16 protein-coding genes are annotated in these 18,075 nt (G+C 64.7%); 10 read left to right on the top strand and 6 right to left on the bottom strand.

Annotated elements, in window-relative coordinates; translation table 11 throughout:
• Nucleotides 1-4: 4 nt before the first annotated feature.
• Nucleotides 5-844, bottom strand: coding sequence for a 3-keto-5-aminohexanoate cleavage protein (locus PVE73_RS20155; RefSeq protein WP_277363953.1), 840 nt, complete (start codon nt 842-844; stop codon nt 5-7).
• Between the two features lie 66 nt (nt 845-910).
• Between PVE73_RS20155 and PVE73_RS20150 the strand changes: the two genes are divergently transcribed.
• From PVE73_RS20150 to PVE73_RS20130, 5 genes are all read left to right on the top strand, one after another.
• The gene (locus tag PVE73_RS20150) at nt 911-1,810 is read left to right on the top strand and encodes a MurR/RpiR family transcriptional regulator (protein WP_277363952.1); all 900 of its coding nucleotides are present in this window, start codon (nt 911-913) and stop codon (nt 1,808-1,810) included.
• Nucleotides 1,807-3,129: an aspartate aminotransferase family protein gene (locus PVE73_RS20145; RefSeq protein ID WP_277363951.1), complete on the top strand. Its 1,323-nt coding sequence runs from the start codon at nt 1,807-1,809 to the stop codon at nt 3,127-3,129. The genes PVE73_RS20150 and PVE73_RS20145 overlap by 4 nt, the downstream gene beginning before the upstream one ends.
• A 231-nt stretch (nt 3,130-3,360) precedes the next feature.
• Nucleotides 3,361-4,341 carry a TAXI family TRAP transporter solute-binding subunit gene (locus PVE73_RS20140; protein WP_277363950.1) on the top strand — a complete coding sequence of 327 codons (981 nt, stop codon included), beginning with the start codon at nt 3,361-3,363 and terminating at the stop codon, nt 4,339-4,341.
• A 128-nt stretch (nt 4,342-4,469) separates the two neighbouring features.
• Complete coding sequence (locus PVE73_RS20135; RefSeq protein ID WP_277363949.1) at nt 4,470-7,145, top strand: TRAP transporter permease; 2,676 nt, start codon at nt 4,470-4,472, stop codon at nt 7,143-7,145.
• 15 nt (nt 7,146-7,160) lie between these two features.
• Nucleotides 7,161-7,586 (top strand): universal stress protein, encoded by a 426-nt coding sequence (locus PVE73_RS20130; RefSeq protein WP_277363948.1) that lies wholly within the window; start codon nt 7,161-7,163, stop codon nt 7,584-7,586.
• A 62-nt stretch (nt 7,587-7,648) separates the two neighbouring features.
• Here the strand turns inward: PVE73_RS20130 and ugpC are convergent, their stop codons facing one another.
• From ugpC to PVE73_RS20110, 4 genes are all read right to left on the bottom strand, one after another.
• A complete protein-coding gene (gene ugpC, locus PVE73_RS20125; protein ID WP_277363947.1) occupies nt 7,649-8,740 on the bottom strand; it encodes a sn-glycerol-3-phosphate ABC transporter ATP-binding protein UgpC in 1,092 nt (363 codons plus the stop codon).
• A 6-nt stretch (nt 8,741-8,746) separates the two neighbouring features.
• Complete coding sequence (locus PVE73_RS20120; protein ID WP_277363946.1) at nt 8,747-9,835, bottom strand: carbohydrate ABC transporter permease; 1,089 nt, start codon at nt 9,833-9,835, stop codon at nt 8,747-8,749.
• Complete coding sequence (locus PVE73_RS20115; RefSeq protein ID WP_277367525.1) at nt 9,828-10,751, bottom strand: sugar ABC transporter permease; 924 nt, start codon at nt 10,749-10,751, stop codon at nt 9,828-9,830. Before PVE73_RS20115 ends, PVE73_RS20120 begins: the two co-directional genes overlap by 8 nt.
• 96 nt (nt 10,752-10,847) lie before the next feature.
• Nucleotides 10,848-12,128, bottom strand: coding sequence for an ABC transporter substrate-binding protein (locus tag PVE73_RS20110; protein WP_277363945.1), 1,281 nt, complete (start codon nt 12,126-12,128; stop codon nt 10,848-10,850).
• A gap of 323 nt (nt 12,129-12,451) precedes the next feature.
• Here PVE73_RS20110 and PVE73_RS20105 point away from each other — a divergent pair, with 323 nt between their 5' ends.
• The 4 genes from PVE73_RS20105 (at nt 12,452) to PVE73_RS20090 (ending at nt 15,818) form a co-directional block, all read left to right on the top strand.
• Entirely contained in the window at nt 12,452-13,471 is a 1,020-nt protein-coding gene (locus tag PVE73_RS20105; protein WP_277363944.1) for a Gfo/Idh/MocA family oxidoreductase, read from the top strand.
• 5 nt (nt 13,472-13,476) lie between these two features.
• Nucleotides 13,477-14,571 (top strand): Gfo/Idh/MocA family oxidoreductase, encoded by a 1,095-nt coding sequence (locus tag PVE73_RS20100; RefSeq protein ID WP_277363943.1) that lies wholly within the window; start codon nt 13,477-13,479, stop codon nt 14,569-14,571.
• Between the two features lie 93 nt (nt 14,572-14,664).
• Complete coding sequence (locus tag PVE73_RS20095; RefSeq protein WP_277363942.1) at nt 14,665-15,381, top strand: FadR/GntR family transcriptional regulator; 717 nt, start codon at nt 14,665-14,667, stop codon at nt 15,379-15,381.
• 26 nt (nt 15,382-15,407) lie between these two features.
• Nucleotides 15,408-15,818: a VOC family protein gene (locus PVE73_RS20090; RefSeq protein ID WP_277363941.1), complete on the top strand. Its 411-nt coding sequence runs from the start codon at nt 15,408-15,410 to the stop codon at nt 15,816-15,818.
• A 12-nt stretch (nt 15,819-15,830) separates the two neighbouring features.
• Here the strand turns inward: PVE73_RS20090 and PVE73_RS20085 are convergent, their stop codons facing one another.
• Entirely contained in the window at nt 15,831-16,262 is a 432-nt protein-coding gene (locus PVE73_RS20085; RefSeq protein WP_277363940.1) for an OsmC family protein, read from the bottom strand.
• 289 nt (nt 16,263-16,551) lie between these two features.
• On the opposite strand from PVE73_RS20085, the gene PVE73_RS20080 reads away from it, so the two are divergent.
• Nucleotides 16,552-18,069, top strand: coding sequence for an ABC transporter substrate-binding protein (locus PVE73_RS20080; protein WP_277363939.1), 1,518 nt, complete (start codon nt 16,552-16,554; stop codon nt 18,067-18,069).
• The last annotated feature ends 6 nt before the right edge of the window (nt 18,070-18,075 follow it).

Here is an 18,075-nt window from a genome sequence, read left to right as displayed (position 1 = left end):
CATCCTAGCCGACGAGCCGCTGCCACGCGGTGCGCAGACCGTCGGCATCCGCGATCATGAGGCCCAATGCGCTCAGCGCCTGCGCCGCCGTGGACACCAGGGCGGCATTGTCGGGCGCGGCGCTGCCGTCGGGGAGCAGGAGATTGTTCTCGAAACCGGTCCGCACATGGCCGCCGAGCAGCGCGCCCGCCGTCACGCAGGCCGCCTCGCGCGCGCCGAAGGCGCAGACCATGAAATGGCCGAAGCGCGGCATGTCCGGCGCCAGGAACGGCAGCAGGTCGGCGGGTGCGGAGCGCTGGCCCTCGGTGTAGCGGCCGAGCACGTGGAGCACCGGGAGGTCGTCGTAGGGAACCATCCCCCGCGCCATCATGTCCTTGAGCTGCCGCGCTTCGTCCGGATGATAGAGGATGATCTGGGGAACGATCTCCTCCGCCTTCGTGAAGGCGAGGAACTGCGCGAACCGGGTTTCATGGCTCGCGTCGGGCACGAGTTCCCGCAGCGCCATCGATGCCGCCTCGGGCCTGACCGCCCGCACCACGTCCATCTGCTCCTGCGGTTGATAGAGACCCACGGCCTCCGTGGTGATCTGGATCACGATCCGGTCGCCCACCGCCTGGCGCACGGCCCGGATGGCCTCGCGGTAGGCCTCCGCATCGAGAATGTGCCGGCCAACCTTGTCTCGCACATGCATGTGCAGCATGGCCGCGCCCGCATCGAGGCACGAAACGGCCGTCTCCGCCAGTTCCGGCGCGTCGAGCGGCAGGGCGGGATGGTCCGCCTTGGTGCGCCGTCCGCCATTGGGGGCCACAGCAATCGCGACGCCGTCCATCCGCATCACGCGCATCCTCCATTCGTTGCAGAAGATGCAACACTTGTTGCACATTCCTGAAAGCGGGTCTAGGATGCCTGCATGGATTGTGCCGCGCTTGCCGAAGAGATCACGCGTACGGTCGACACGCTCCCCGGCCAGATGGAGGTGGCGGCGCGTTATGTGTTGGAGCATCCGGGCGACGTGGCGCTTCTTTCCATGCGCGAGCAGGCGCGCCGGGCGGGCGTTCGGCCGTGGACGATGACGCGTCTCGCCAAGCGCTTCGGCCTCGATGGCTACGAGGAGCTGCGCCAGATCCATGGCGAGGCGCTCAAGGAGCAGGCGCTGGGCTTCTCGGGCAGGGCCGGCGCGCAGGTCGCCCGCCAGCGCGAGGCGGGCGGACTGGCGCTGGCGCGGGAGATCGCCGCCGCGACCGCGCGCCAGACCGCTGCGCTGGGCGAGGATACCGCTGCGGCGCTGGCGGAGGCAGCCGCCGCCATGGCCCGCGCGCGACGCATCTATTGCGTCGGCCTGCGCTCCTGCCGGCCGGTGGCCGGGCATCTCGCCTATCTGCTCAATTTCCTCGGCGAGAAGGCGGTCTATCTCGATTTCGATGGCGGCACCGGGCTCGACGCGTTCCGCTTCGCCACGAAGGAGGACGTGGTCTTCGTTGCCACGGTCGCTCCCTATACGCGGACGACCGTCGAGGCCGCGCGCCATGCTCACACCAAGGGACTCCTCGTGGTCGCGCTCACCGACGGTCAGGCTTCGCCCGTGGCAAGGCTCGCCCGCCATGCCGTCATCGTGGGCACCGACAGCCCTTCCTTCTTCCATGCCATGGCGCCGGCCTTCGCGGCGGTGGAGATCCTCGCGGCACTCGTGGCGGGCGAGGGCGGGGAGGAGGCGCTGGAGGCGATCGCGCGCACGGAGCGGCAGCTTTCCGAACTCAAGGTCCATCTTTTCGAATTCGCCGCGACGCAGCGGCAGGGAAACCGTTCATGACCTACATCCTGCATCGCCAGATCCATGGAGAATTGCCGGTCGCCGTGGGCGGCCGGGGCGTCGAGCTCTTCGACGACACGGGCAAAGCCTATATCGATGCCTCGGGCGGCGCGGCGGTCTCCTGCCTCGGGCACGACCATCCCGACATCGTTGCGGCGCTGAAGCGCCAGGCCGACCGGCTCGCCTATGCGCATACGAGCTTTTTCACCACCGAGCCGGCGGAAGCGCTGGCCGAGCGGCTGGTGAAGGCAGCACCCGAGGGCATCAGCCACGCCTATTTCGTCTCCGGCGGCTCGGAGGCGAACGAGGCGGCGCTGAAGATGGCGCGGCAGTATTTCGTGGAGAAGGGCGAGCCGCAAAGGCGCAACATCGTCGCCCGCCGGCAGAGCTATCACGGCAACACGCTGGGCACGCTGGCCGCCGGCGGCAACGAGTGGCGCCGCGCGCAGTTCCGCCCGCTCCTGATCGACACGCATCACATCGACCCCTGCTACGCCTACCGCTACAAGGAACCGGGCGAAAGCGAGGAGGAGTACGGCCGGCGCGCGGCGCAGCAGCTGGAAGACAAGATCCTGGAGCTGGGTCCCGACACGGTGATGGCCTTCATCGCGGAACCCGTGGTGGGCGCCACGGCGGGTGCGGTTCCGCCCGTTCCCGGCTACTTCAGGCATATCCGCGAGATCTGCGACCGCTATGGCGTTCTCCTCATCCTTGACGAGGTGATGTGCGGGATGGGCCGCACGGGCACGCTCTTCGCCTGCGAGCAGGACGGAGTCGCCCCGGACCTCGTGACGATCGCGAAGGGCCTTGGCGGCGGCTATCAGCCGATCGGCGCCGTGCTGCTTTCGCGGCGGATCTTCGATGCCTTTGCAGAGGGATCGGGGCTATTCCAGCACGGCCACACCTATATCGGCCACCCGATGGCCTGCGCGGCCGCCCTCGCGGTGCAAGAGGTGATCGAACGCGACGACCTGCTCGCCAATGTCCGCGAGATGGGAGCGTATCTGCGCGGCCGCCTCGAAGCGCGCTTCGGCAACCATGCCCATGTGGGCGATATCCGCGGCCGCGGGCTTTTCCTCGGCCTCGAACTGGTCGAGGACCGTGCCACGAGGGAGCCCTTCGATCCTGCCCGGAAAATGCATGCGCGGGTGAAGAAGGAGGCCATGGCGCGCGGCCTGATGGTCTATCCCGCCGGCGGCACGATCGACGGCGCACGCGGCGACCATGTGCTCCTCGCCCCGCCCTTCATCCTGGACAGGGCGACGGCGGATGTCGTCGTCGAGCGTCTCGGCGAAGCGATAGACGGTGCGTTGAGCTGAGGCGGATGGAGAAAGGAAGGAAAATGAGGGCCGTGGGCGGAGGCAACCAACCACCACTTTGCGTTGCATCTTCCGCCGAACTGCGCAGTCTATCCATTGACTTGAAGGGAATGGCCGTTCAGGTTCACTGCTTGGGCTGTGCGTAAGAACCGCCGGAAACATCTTCTGGCAGGTGCCTCCGTGTGGGAGGCAGGACGTAGACAGTAGTTGGTGCATTCAGGGAGACACAACATGAAACAAAATCGAATCCTCGGCTTTGGCGTTGCGGCCGCGATGATCGGCATTCTGTCGGCCGGTGCCGCGACGGCGCAGGAGCAGCGATTCGTCTCGATCGGCACCGGCGGTGTCACGGGTGTTTACTATCCCGTCGGCGGCGCCATCTGCCGCCTGATGAACCAGAACCGTCGCGAGACGGGCATCCGTTGCTCCGTGGAATCGACCGGCGGCTCGGTCTTCAACGTCAATGCCATCAAGGGCGGCGACCTCGAGTTCGGCGTCGTTCAGTCGGATGTGCAGTACAATGCCTATAACGGCGAAGCCAATTTCGCCGATGGCGGGGCGCATGAGAACCTCCGCTCGGTCTTCTCGCTGCATGCCGAGCCGCTGACGGTGGTTGCCCGCCAGGACGCCGACGTCTCGGATTTCGACGACCTCAAGGGCAAGCGGGTCAATATAGGCAATCCCGGCTCCGGCCAACGCGCGCTGATGGATATCCTGATTGCCGAGAAAGGCTGGTCAAATTCGGACTTCGCCCTTGCGGCGGAGCTTGCGCCAACCGAGCAGGCATCGGCGCTCTGCGACAACAACATCGATGCCTTCGCCTATACGGTCGGGCATCCGGCCGGCGCCATCGAAGAGGCCACCACCACCTGCGACAGCGTAATCGTGCCCGTCGAAGGTGAGGTGGTCGACAAGCTGGTCGAGGAAAACCCCTATTATTTCAAGGCGGTGATTCCGGGCGGCATGTATCGCGGCACTGACCAGGATGTGAACACTTTCGGCGTGGGCGCGACGCTCGTCAGCTCCGCCGACGTGCCTGAGGATGTGGTCTACGGGCTGGTGAAGGCGGTCTTCGACAATTTCGAGGACTTCAAGAGCCTGCATCCGGCCCTTGCCAATCTCACGCCGGAGCAGATGGTGAGCCAGGGCAACTCGGCGCCGCTTCATCCCGGCGCGGAGAAGTACTACAACGAACAGGGCTGGCTGAACTGAGCCGGTTGCCAAGGGGCGCCCGCCAGCGGGCGCCCTTTTCATATTGGCCGAAGGAATCGCACTTGCCCGCTGGAAGGGCGCGTGCGCAACAATCATAATCCGGATTCCTTTTGTTGGGGAACGAAGTGATGGCCGACAATCCGAAGGGTGCTCCGGGGCAGGCGCAGCTTTCCGGCGACGATCTGCAGGATCTCGTCGCCTCCACCGATACCGGCGCGCGCAATCCGGCGGGAACGGCGGGCTACATCATTGCCGGCGTGGCGCTCTGCTGGTCGCTGTTCCAGCTCTACATCGCCTCGCCGCTCCCTTATATCCTGTCGAGCTTCACCGGCCTCGGCCTCGTGCTCAACGACGCGCAGAGCCGCGCCATCCACCTGGCCTTCGGCCTCTTCCTCGCCTATGTGGCGTTCCCCGCCTTGACCCGCAGCCCGCGCGACCGGGTGCCGATCCAGGATTGGATCCTGGCCCTGGCTGCCGCCGCCTGTGCGCTCTACATCTTCGTCTTCTACCATGAGCTGGCGCAGCGCCCGGGCCTGCCGATCACGCGGGATCTCGTGGTGGCCGGGCTCGGCATGCTGCTTCTTCTGGAGGCCACGCGCCGCGCGCTCGGCCCGCCGCTTGTGATCGTGGCACTGGTTTTCCTGGCCTATGTCTTCTTCGGTTCGTCCCCGGTCGTGCCCGATATCATCCGCTGGGGAGGCGCCTCCTTCAGCCGCGCGATGGACCAGATGTGGCTGTCGCCCAACGGCGTCTTCGGCGTCGCGCTCGGCGTCTCCTCGGCCTTCGTGTTCCTGTTCGTGCTGTTCGGCTCCATGCTCGACCGGGCGGGCGCCGGCAACTTCTTCATCAAGCTCGCTTTCGCGCTGCTTGGCCATCTGCGCGGCGGCCCGGCCAAGGCGGCGGTGCTTTCCTCGATGATGACCGGCTTCATCTCCGGCTCTTCGATCGCCAATGTGGTCACCACCGGCACCTTCACGATCCCGCTGATGAAGCGGGTGGGCTTCACGCCCGAAAAAGCGGGCTCGGTGGAGGTGGCGAGTTCGGTGAACGGCCAGATCATGCCGCCGGTGATGGGGGCTGCCGCCTTTCTCATGGTGGAATATGTCGGCATCCCCTATCTGCAGGTCATCAAGCATGCCTTCCTGCCGGCCGTGATCACCTATATCGCTCTCCTTTATGTCGTGCATCTGGAGGCGGTGAAGAACGACATGCCGGTGCTGGAGAAGCGCATCGCGCACCCGCTGCCGGTGACCCTCATGCGGACGGGCATCACCATCGCCTCGATGGTCATCCTGGCGGGTATCGTATACTACGGCGTCGCCTTCATCCGTTATCTGGTCCCCGGCATTTCCGGCCCTGTTCTCATTCTCGCTCTGCTCGGCGTCTATGTCCTGCTCGTCTGGTATGCGGCGCAGGGGCAGGATCTCGAACTGGATGATCCGGACGCGCCGGTCGTGCAACTGCCGATCGCGACCGAGGTGCTGAAGACCGGGCTCTACTATCTCCTGCCCCTGGTGGTCCTCATCTGGTTCCTGATGATCGAGCGTACCTCGCCCGGGCTGTCGGCCTTCTACGCGGTCCTGCTGCTGATCTTCATCGTTCTCACGCAAAAGCCCTTGAAGGCTCTGTTCCGCGGCTTGCAGTCGGATACGGGACGGGCCTTCGCGGAAGGTTTCGCCGATCTCGTGGCCGGCCTCATCGCCGGCGCCCGCAACATGATCGGCATCGCCTGCGCAACGGCGGCGGCGGGCATTGTGGTGGGCACAGTCACGCTCACGGGCATCGGCCAGGTCATGGCGGAATTCGTCGAATTCCTGTCGGGCGGAAACATCTTCCTGATCCTCGTCTACACGGCCGTGATCAGCCTCGTGCTCGGCATGGGCCTGCCGACGACGGCGAACTATATCGTCGTCTCCTCGCTGATGGCGCCGGTCATCGTGACGCTCGGTGCGGCGAACGGCGTGCTGATCCCGCTGATCGCCGCGCATATGTTCGTCTTCTATTTCGGCATCATGGCCGATGTGACGCCACCGGTGGGGCTTGCCTCCTTTGCCGCGGCCGCGGTCTCGGGAGGCGACCCGCTGAAGACGGGCTTCACCGCCTTCTTCTATTCGCTCCGCACGGTGATCCTGCCCTTCATCTTCGTCTTCAACACGGACCTTCTGCTTATCAATGTCGGGTTGGTGCAGGCGATATGGATCTTCTGCCTCTCGCTGCTGGCGATGCTGATCTTCGCCGCCGCCACGCAGGGCTTCTTCATGACGAAGTCGCGCCTGTGGGAATCGGTGGCGCTGCTGCTGGTCACCTTCATGCTTCTGCGGCCCGGTTTCTTCCTCGATCTCGTCCAGCCGCCCTACGAGCAGATCGAGCCTCAGCGGGTGTTCGAAGCGGTCGAGAACGAGCCGTCCGGCGCGGAGGCGCGCCTCGTCATCCGGGGGCCGAGCTTCGAGAATCCCGACGAGATGCTGGAGCGCACCATGGCCTTCAATCTCGGCGAAGCGGGGGAAACCGGCGAGGCTCGCTTCGAGGAGGCCACCGGCCTGCCCGTGCGCATCGAGAACGGGACGGTGATCGTCGACGAGCCGCTCGATTTCAACAGCTTCGCCGGCCGCACGCTTTCCAACATGGACTTCTACGCCGACCAGCCGGTGCAACTCACTGCAGTGGAGGTGACGGCTGCTGATCGCATGCCGCGCCAGGTCTTCTACATCCCGGCCGTCCTCATCCTTGCGCTCGTGGTGTTCCTGCAGCGCCGGCGCGGGGGCACGATCGCCGGCAAACCGGTCCCGCGGCCGGCGGTCTGACGGAGGAGCAAGACCATGTACAAGGACATTCTCCTTTCCATCGATCTCGGCAACGAGGAAAGCGAGATGCGCGCGGTCGAGACCGCGGTCGAATATGCCCGCGCCTTCCGCAGCCGGCTGCACGTCATGACGGTGGTGCCCGACTACGGCATGTCGATCGTCGGCGGCTTCTTCCCCAAGGGGCATGAGCAGAAGGCGCTCGATCACGCCAACCAGGCGCTGCACGACTTCACCACGAAGCACGTGCCGACGGATATCAAGCACCGCCACATCGTGGGCCACGGCTCGATCTACCGCGAGATCCTGCGCTATGCGGGGCTGGTCAAGGCCGACCTGATCGTGCTGTCCGCCAAGCGGCCGGGGCCGGAGGATTATCTCATCGGTCCGAATGCGGCGCGCGTCGTCCGGCATGCGATGATTTCGGTTCTCGTCGTGCGGTAGCGGCCATGCCGGCGGCGGCAAGGCAGTCTACGCGCCGGCGCCGCGTGATTTGCTGACGAAGATCAGTCCTCGGCAAGCGGCAGGCGTAGCCCTTCGCTGTCGAAGAGGTGCCAATGCCCGTCCTGGGGCTTGGCGAAGAGCAGGTCGCCGCGCCGGACACGGCTCTGGCCGGCTTCATGGATCAGGATCGGCGTACCGTCCGGCGTCGTGCAGTGAAGATAGCTGTTGGCGCCGTGCTGCTCGGCCACGCCCAATGCCAGCGGCCAACCCTCTCCGTCGACCGAGAGGGCGAAATGCTCCGGACGGACACCAAGCGTCACCGGCATTCCCGCGCGCACGGCGCCCGGCCGGGCAGGAAGCGTGAAAGGCGGCAGATGCGGGCTCTGGAAGGCGATGCCCGTCTCGGTGACCTCGCTGACCACGCCGTCGATGAAGTTCATGCGCGGCGAGCCGATGAAACCTGCGACGAAGAGATTGCGCGGGCGGTTGTAGAGGTCGAGGGGCGCCCCGACCTGCTCGATCACGCCTTTGCGCAGCACCACGATCTTGTCGGCCATGGTCATGGCTTCGATCTGGTCGTGGGTGACGTAGATCATGGTGTTGCCCAGCCGTTCGTGCAGGCTGGTGATCTCCACCCGCATCAGCACGCGCAGCTCGGCGTCCAGATTGGACAGCGGCTCGTCGAACAGGAAGATCTTGGGATCGCGCGTGATCGCCCGGCCGATGGCGACACGTTGCCGCTGGCCTCCCGACAGTTCCTTGGGGCGGCGTTCGAGATAGTCCTCGATCTGCAGCATCCTCGCCGCCGCCTCGACCCGCCGCACGATCTCTTCCCTCGGCATGCGGATGTTCTCGAGCCCGAAGGAGAGGTTCTGGCGCACGGTCATGTGCGGATAGAGCGCGTAGGACTGGAACACCATGGCCACGCCCCGGTCCGCGGCAGGCACCGTGACCATGCTTTTCCCGGCGATGCGGATGTCCCCGGAGGTCGCCTCCTCCAGCCCCGCGATGAGCCGGAGCAAGGTGGATTTGCCGCAACCTGACGGGCCGACGAAGACGACGAACTCGCCGTCGCTGATCTGAAGATCGAGGCTTGGGATCACCTCGACGGCGCCGAAGGATTTGCTCAGTTGTTCCAGTGCGAGTTCGGCCATTCTTTCTCACTTGATTCCGGTCGAGGCGATGCCGCTTGCGATGTAGCGCTGCAGGAAGATGAAGGCGAAGGCGAGGGGCAGGGCGGTCAGCGTGGTCATGGCGAGCAGCTGATCGTACTGAATCCGGTTCTCGTCCTGGAAGGAGGCGAGTGCGAGCTGCAGCGTGTAGACCTCGCGCCGGTTGAGCACCACGAGCGGCAGCAGGAAGTCGTTCCAGCGCGACAGGATCGAAAAGATCGCCACCACCGCGAGCGCAGGTGCCGAAAGCGGCAGCATGATGCGCCAGTAGATGCGCCACTCGCTGGCATGATCCATGCGCGCCGCCTCGATGAGCTCGTCGGGGATCGTGAGCATGTACTGTCTTAGCAGGAAGACGCCTGTCGGCGTTGCCACCGTGGGCAGGATCACACCCCACAGATTGCCGACGAGGCCCAGTTCCGCAACGATCAGATAAGTGGGCACGAGCACGACGGTCGGCGGTATCATCAGCGTCATCAGGATGGCGACGAGCGCCACGGTATTGCCCTTGAATCTATATTTCGAGAGCGCGAAGGCCGCCATGGAGTTCATGATCACGGTGATGATCGTGGCCACCACGGTGATGAAGAGCGAGTTGTAGACGAACAGCCACAGGTCGGAGCCCGATGTGGAGAGCAGCCGCGCGTAATTGGCGAAGGTGAAGGAGATGCGCCGTACCGGCTCGGCGTCGGCGATCGGCACAACGATCCGGCCGGCCTCCGGATTGGCCGGATCCACCATCTGCGCCCTCAGGCCCACCCGGCGCACCTGCGCCAGGAGGCGCGTCTCCCCGCCTTCGGTCTTCACCTCATAGAGGGGCAGCGGCTCGTCATAGTCTTCCACTGCCACGGTCTCGGTGGCGTATGGAAGGAAGGTGGGCGGAAATTCGGCAAGATTGGCCGGCGTCTTGAACGATGAGGTCACCACCCAGAGCACCGGCGCGAACATGATCGCCACGCCGAGGAACAGGTAGAGATAGGTCGCCCAGTCGGTCCAGTCGGCGCGGATCTTGCCGCGGCGGCGGGTCAGGAACCGCAGGATGGATCCTTGCTCGTCGCGCACCATCAGCTCAGTCATAGCTCCGCCCCCGGGCAAGCCTGAGCTGGATGACGGTGAAGACGAGCAGCACGGCGCCGAGAAGCAGCGAGGCGGCCGCCGCCAGCCCGAAATTGCGCGGCTGGATGGCGAAGCCCGTCTCGTAGATGAACTGCACGATCAGGATCGTCGCCGAGCCCGGCCCGCCGCCCGTCAGCACATAGAGTTCGTCGAAGGTCTGCACCGAACGGATCACGCAGAGAATGAAGACCACGAGCAGCGTGGGCTTCAGCATGGGCAATGTGATGCGCGTGAAGACGCGCCAGGGGCTCGCCGAATCCATTTTCGCCGCCTCGTAGACGTCGCGCGGGATGGACTGGAGCCCGGCGAGCAGGATGATGGTGAAGAAACCCATATGCGCCCAGACGGTCACGAAGACGGACCAGAAGAAGGCCATGTCCGGCAGCACGAGCCAGTTCACGGGCGGAAGCCCGACGGCCGTGAGCAGGCCGTTGAGCGCGCCGTTGCGCTGCAGGATCCATTGCCAGGTGAGCGCCACCACCACCGGCGACAGCATCACGGGAAAGAAGAAGATGCCGCGGAAGAAGCCGCGCCCCCTGATGTCGCGATTGATGCAGATGGCGGTGAAGAGCGCGATGCCGATCATGGCCGCCACCTGGACCGGCACGAAGAGGAGCGTGTTGCCGAGCGCCCGCCAGAAGAGATCGCGCGAGCAGGTGGACGGGTCCAGATAATTCCCGCAATCCAGCAGCGTTTCGTAGTTCGCGGCGCCCACATAGGGCCGCTCCTGCGGGAAGAGGCGGTCGCTGCCCGTCACCGAATAGAAGATGTTGATGAAGACGGGCAGGAGCGAGAAGAGGAGCACGGCCGTGAGATTGGGGATCAGGAACACCCACGGCATGCGCCGGGCGCCCAGAAGCTTCTGCAGGCCGAGCATGACGGGCTCGACCAGCTTTGCGGGGAGCGCCGCAAGGGCGGCGGCTGCTCCCGATAGCGTGGCTCCGACGGCCATGCGCCCTTCCTCTCGCGGTGGTTATTGGTTGCCGGCCTTGGCCGCGTCCATGGCGAGCTCTACGTCCTGCTTGATGCGCTCCAGCGCCGCATCCACCGTAAGCTCGTCATTGATGACCTGGCTGATGCGCGTGGTGAGTGCGTTCATCATCGCCCGCTGGAACCGCCAGCCCTGGAAGCGGTAGGCCGCCGGCGCCATTTTCGGGATCTGGTTCGTGAAGGTGGCGAGCGCTTCCCGCGTGCGCTCCGATGCGCTGGGATAGTCCACACCGCCCTCGATCAGCGAAGCTGCGGCCGGAATCTCCACCGACGCGGCGATGATTTCCTTATAGTTCTCCGGCTGGGCGATATAGTTGATGAACTCGCCCACGAGCTCGGGATTGTCGGTGTGCCTGAAGCCGACCAGCGCGCCGCCGCCCGGCATCACGGTGCAGGAGGAAGGGCCGCATGGAGCGGAAACGACCGCCCATTCGAAGAGGTCGCCCACTTCGGTGTCCATCTGGTTCAGCGTCCACGAGCCGCCGAAATAGAAGACCACATTGGCGTTCAGGAAATCGGTGAAGAGCTCGCGATGGGTGGAGCCGCCGACCGCGCCCCACAGATCGAGCGGCATGGTGCCGTTCTTGTGCCACTCGACGAACTTCTCGATCGCGGTGCGCAGGCCGTCATCGACGACGGGATTGCCTTCGTCGTCCACCAGCTCCGCGCCGTGGCTGATCGCGAAACTCGCGAAGCGGTGGCCCGAGCGGTCCATCTCCATCGGGAAGTCCGTCTGTGTCGCGTCGGCCACCTGGCGTGCCGCTTCCGCCCACTCGTCCCAGGTGGCGCCCTCCTGCGGCACGGGGACGCCGGCCTGCTCGAACAACGTGAGGTTCACATAGGCGCCGTTCACCGTCAGCGAGGTCGGCATGCCGTTGATGGCCTCGCCATCCGGGTTGCTGCCGCGCAGCCACTGCAGCGTGCGCCCGAACTCCTGCTCGAAATGAGCGGCGTCCACATAGGGCGTGAGGTCGAGATAGTAGCGGCTCAATCCTCCCAGGTCGGTGACGATGGCGGCATCCGGCCCTTCGCCTGATTCGAGCTGCACCGGCAGCGCCTCGACGATCGTCTGGTAGGAGACCTTCTCGAGCTTCACGGTCTTGCCGGCATGCTCCTGGTTGAATCGTTCGACCACCGGCGCCATGGTGTCGCAGCCGAAGCCGAGATCGTCGCACTGGACTGTAATCTGCTGGGCATGGGCGGCCGCGGTGATCAGCAGCCCGAGCGCCGTGCCCGGCACGATAGCGGCGAGTTTCATGGACATTTTCTTCCTCCCTGGCTCCTTCAAGCCCGATTTCGACCGTTCTCCTCCTGTCCCGATCGGCCCCTCGATTCCTGGCCGATCGGCTTTGGTCTAACCAGAAAGATTCTGTGGACCGTGAGAAAAGTCAATAGCCTCTGTAAAAATGCTGCACAGAACGGGGTAAGGTACAGAATTTTCACCGAAACACCGGCGCCCTCGCCAGGCTTGACATCTTTCAGGAATTCGGTTCTGGTCTAACCACGAAGGCCTGCCTGCGGAAAAGGAGCACCGGGCGGCAGGTCACGTTCGCTTTTGAACGAGGTCGCGTTGGGAGGAAGCCGGCAATGCTGAGATTTGCCGCCGTAGGCATCGATCACGGCCATATATTCGATCACGTGAATGGGCTCCTGGGAGAGGGTGCGGAATTCGCGGGCTACTGCCCCGAGACCTCGGTGCCCGCCCTGATGGAGCAGTTCCGCAAGACCTATCCGGATGCGAAGCCCCTCGACCGCGACGCGATCTTCGCGGATCAGTCGATCGATGTCATCTGCACCGCCGCCATTCCGCGCGATCGTGCGGGCATCGCCATCCGGGCGATGCAAGCCGGCAAGGATGTGATGGTCGACAAGCCGGGCGTCACCACCTCCGAGCAGCTCGAGGAGGTGAAAGGGACCGTCGAGCGCACGGGCCGCATCTTCTCCGTCTGCTTTTCGGAGCGCCTCTGTGTTCCCTCGGCGGTGATGGCCGGCAAGCTGGTGGCCGAGGGCGCCATCGGCCGGGTGGTGCAGACCCTGGGCATGGGACCGCACCGGAAGTCGCTCTTCAGCCGCCCCGACTGGTTCTTCACGCCGGAAGCCTATGGCGGCATCATCAACGACATCGCCTCGCACCAGGTCGATCAGTTCCTGTTCTATACCGGCTCGGAGAAAGGTGAGGTCGTGGCAAGCTCGGTCGGCAATTTCGGCACGCCGCAATCGCCCGCGTTCCAGGATTTCGGCGAGGTTCTTTTGAGGAGCAGCAAGGCCTCGGGCTATATCCGTGTCGACTGGTTCACGCCGGACGGTCTGCCCACCTGGGGCGACGGCCGGCTCACCATCCTCGGCACCGAGGGCTATATCGAGCTCAGGAAATACATCGACATCGCCGGGCGGGAAGGCAAGGACCATCTTTTCCTCGCCGACAAGTCGGGCGTGCGCTACACGGACTGCTCGGAAGAGCCGCTCGAATACTTCGCCGCCTTCGTGAAGGACGTGCGCGACCGCACCGAGACGGCCATGCCGCAGCGCCACGTCTTCGAGGTCTGCCGTCTCGCGCTCGATGCGCAGGCCAAAGCGGCCGTCATCGCATCCAACCCACAGGATTGACCATCATGACGAAGAAACTGCGTGTGGCGGTGATCGGCGCAGGCATCGCCCAGCGCCATCTCGCCGGCTTCGGCTGGAACAAGGATCTGTTCGAAGTGCCCGTGCTCTGCTCGCTCGACGAGGAGCGCGGCAAGCTCCTGTGCGAGCAGCACAGCGTTCCCGAATATACGCAGGCGACCGACTCGCTCTTCGACCGGGACGATATCGACGTCGTCGACATCTGCACCCCGCCGCACAGTCATTTCGAGCTCTCGAGGCGTGCGATCGAGGCGGGCAAGCACGTGATCTGCGAAAAGCCGCTCTTCGGCTCGCTCGCCGAGGTCGACGAGATGAGCGAAATCGTCGCGAAGACCGACCGCAAGTTCATGCCGATTTTCCAGTACCGCTACGGCGCGGGCCTGCAGAAGCTGAAGCTTCTGATCGAGCGCGGGCTGGCGGGAAAGCCCTTCCTCACCACGATCGAGACGCATTGGTGGCGCGGCCCCGCCTATTACGAGGTGCCATGGCGCGGCAAATGGGCGACGGAACTGGGCGGCGGCCTTCTTGGCCATGCCATCCACGCCCACGACATGCTGAACTATGTCCACGGTTCCTGTGCCGAGGTCTTCGCCTATGGCGCCACGCTGGTGAACAGGATCGAGGTCGAGGACACGATGGCGTTGTCCGTACGCATGCAGAACGGCTCGCTGGCCTCGCTTTCGATGACGCTGGGCTCGCGCAAGGAGATCTCGCGCCTGCGCTTCTGCTTCGAGAAGCTGACGGCCGAAAGCATAACCGAGCCTTACACCATGGCGCGCGACCCCTGGACGTTCATCGCCGGCGACCCGGAGCATCAGGAGCGCATCGACAAGGCGCTTGCCGAATACGTGCCCACGGAAGACGGCTACACGCGCCAGTTCGAGCTTTTCCACGCGGCCGTGGTGAACGACGAGGAGCCGCCGGTGACGCTGCAGGACGCGCGCAACTCGCTCGAGCTCGTGACGGCCGCCTATCATTCGGACCGGACCGGCAGGCCCACGCCGTTGCCGATCACCTCCGATCACCCCCTTTACCGCTCCTGGCTTCCGGAACCGTCCGTAGCGGCAGCAAGGAGCGCGTAGTATTCTTGCTCGCCTCTCCCGCGGGCGCGAAGACGGGAGAGGCGGTCGGGAACGGAGAGCAGGTTGGAGAAGGCGCGAGGCAGGACCCGTATTTTGGAGTCCAAGAGACTATATCAGATCGTCGCGCGCCGGATCGCGCGGATCATCGAGGAGAACGCCGGCAATCCGGATTGGCACCTGCCGTCCGAGCGGGAGCTTGCCGAAGAGCTGCAGGTGAGCCGTACCGTCATCCGCGAGGCTGTCATCGCGTTGGAGATGCGTGGCGTCGTGGAGGTAAGGGGACGCGCCGGCATCGTCGTTCTGCCGGCGCGCTTCAGCCAGATCGGCTTCGACGCCATCAACACGGATATCGGTCCTGGTCCCTTCGAGTTGCTCGAGGCGCGGCTGGCGGTGGAATCCGGCGCGGCCTATCTCGCCGCGCAGCGCGCCACGAATTACGACATCATGGAACTCGAGGAATGCATCGCCCGCATGCAGCGAGAGGCCGATGTGCCTCTCCTGGCCGAAAGGGGCGATCGCGAGTTCCATATGTCGATCGCCGGCATCACCGGCAACGCCATCATCTATTCCATGGTGGAAGCGCTCTGGGCGCAGCGAGATGCCTCGCGCATGTGGAAGAAGCTGCACGAACATATCCACGCCGAAAGCGTGCGCCCGCTCTGGATCGGCGATCATCATGCCATCGTGGCGGCGCTGAAGATGCGCAATCCCGAAGCCGCACATAAGGCGATGACGCACCACATCAGCAACGTTATAAGTGAACTGCTGCAGGCGGATGAACGCGGCCGCTTCGCTTCCCCCGCGGAGTAGCCGGTGCAAGGTGAGGGAGGCGCTCCTTGTTGAGAGGCTTCGAGCATGTGGGGCTTACGGTCCGCAATATCGACCGCAGCCTTAAATTTTATGTCGATCTCCTGGGCATGAGTCTGGTCGTGCGCCGCCCGGGGCTTCATGGCAACGAAATCGCTTTCGTGAGCACCGGAAACGGCATGCTGGAATTGGTGTGCCCTGCGACGGGCGCGCTGCTTGCGGAAGATGTCGCGGAGGGCCGCGCCGGCGTCAGGCACCTGACCTTCAGCTTCGACAGCGTGGACGAGACCTATAGACAGCTCGAGGAGGCAGGAGTCGAAATGGTGGAGGCGCCGCGGCTCGCCTACAATTCCGACATCGTCCACAAGGTGGCCTTTTGCCGCGATCCCGACGGCGTCCTGATCGAACTGACGGAGCGCAGCCGGAACGAACCGGCCTAGAGGGTCGTCCGCCTATCCTTCGTCCGGAATGCGTTCCACGTCGCGGATGGTCGCGCCGCGTTCCAGCGTATTGCCGACGGTGCAGAGCCGGTGGGCCTCGGCCACCAGTTTCTCACGTTCTTCGGGGGAGAAATCGCCTTCGATCTGGAAGGCGCAGTCGAACGCCGCCACGCGCGAGGGGGCGTCGGGCGCCTTCTCGTGCCGCACATCGGCCTTCACCGAAACGAGCCGCTCGTGCCAGCCGAGATTGCGCGCTGCGATCCGGGCGCTCAGGACGAGGCAGCCCGCGAGTGCTGCATCCATCATTTCGACCGGGGTCATGCCGCTTTCGGTCGCCAGGCCGGCGAGATCGAGGCGGGCGCCGGAACGGGCCTCGACATTGCCCTGGCCCTTACCGGGCAGGAAGGCGCCGACGACGGTGGAACGCTTGACGATGTTGACCATGGCTGGGGTGCTCGCGCGGTGGACAGGTGGAGCGCCAGACATAGGGGACGAACCGGGCGACGGCAACGGCAAAGGCTTCAGCCGGAGCGGCGCGATCGAGCCGGCCTTCCCCCGCCCGTTGAAAAAGTATGCTGTGAAACGTCACATAGCGCGGGCACCATTGCGCCAAATCCACTATTCTCGGAACCCTGTTGCCTCGCGGGGCGGCTTGGAGCGGATTAGATTGCGCCCGAAGCTCCCGCCTCCCGCAGGGGATGGCGATCCGCGCGCGAACCAAGGAGATGATGAGATGACAGACACGAGGAAATGGAAGGACAACGGCCTTCGCCTTCTGGCCGCGGCCGGGTTCCTGGTTCTCGGGGGATTTCCCGGCGCCGGGGCGCAGGCGCAGAACGCGGACGCTTCGGCCGTCATCCGCATCGGCTCGCTCTACGAGCCCCAGAACCTGGACAACACTGCGGGCGCCGGGCAGGGCATCAACGAGGCCTTCAACGGCAATGTCTATGAGGGCCTGTTCCAGCTTGCCGACAGCGGCGAGGTGGTGCCGAAGCTCGCGCTCGATTACACGATGAGCGAGGACGGCCTGACCTACACCTTCACGCTGCAGCCGGACGTGACCTTCCATTCCGGCGATCCGCTCACGGCGGCCGACGTGAAGTACAGCATCGAGCGGGTGACGAGCGAAAATTCCAAGAGCTCGCGCAAGAAGAGCCTCTCGACCATCTCGAGCATCGAGACGCCCGACGGCCGGACCGTGGTCGTCCATCTTTCGGAGCGTTCCATCTCACTGCCTTACAATCTGACCTATGTCTGGATCGTCAACGACGCGGCGGGCGATCTGACCTCGAGCGAGGACGGGACGGGCCCCTACAAGCTCGACGCCTGGCGGCGCGGCTCCTCGATCAGCCTTTCGCCCTTCGATGATTATTGGGGCGAGGAGCCGTCGAATGGCGGCGTCACCTTCAACTACTTCACCGAGGCGACTGCCCTGAACAACGCGCTGCTCACCGGCGCCGTGGACATCATCACCAGCGTCCAGAGTCCGGATTCGCTCGCCCAGTTCCGGGACAATCCGGCATTCGTGGTGACGGAGGGCCAGTCGACCACCAAGGAGGTGCTGGCCTACAACGACCGGGTCGAGCCCTTCGACAACGTGAAGGTTCGCAAGGCGATCGCGCGCGCGATCGACAAGGAAAAGCTCCTCTCTTCGATCTGGGGCGAGTACGGCACTCTGATCGGCTCCTTCGTGCCGCCGACGGACCCCTGGTATATCGACCTCACCGATGTCGACCCGTATGACCCAGAGAGCGCCAAGCAGCTTCTGGCGGAAGCGGGCTATGCCGACGGCTTCACCTTCACGCTCGACACCCCCAATTACGATCCGCATCCACTCGTGGCGCAGTTCGTGCAGAACGAACTCGCCAAGGTGGGCATCACGGTGAACATCAACATCATCACCGCCAACGAGTGGTACACCAAGATCTACCAGGCGCATGACTTCCAGGCGACGCTGCAGGAGCACGTGAACCACCGCGACATCGTCTTCTACGGCAATCCGGATTTCTACTGGGGCTACAACAATCCCGAGGTGGTGGAACTGATCGCATCGGCGGAGACCAGCACCAGCGAAGCCGAGCAGGTGGAGAAGCTCAAGGAGGCGAACCGCATCATCGCGGAGGACGCCGCGAGCGGCTGGCTTTATCTCTATCCGCAGATCGTGGTATCGAGCGCGTCGGTCAGCGGGTATCCGATCAACGGGCTGAATTCGCAGTTCTTCGCATACGACATTACCAAGCGCGCGGAGTAGCCGGTC

The organism is Chelativorans sp. AA-79, assembly GCF_029457495.1.
GTDB lineage: Bacteria > Pseudomonadota > Alphaproteobacteria > Rhizobiales > Rhizobiaceae > Chelativorans.
Note: the sequence above shows the minus strand (reverse complement) of the source record. Positions and strands in the feature narration are given on the sequence as shown.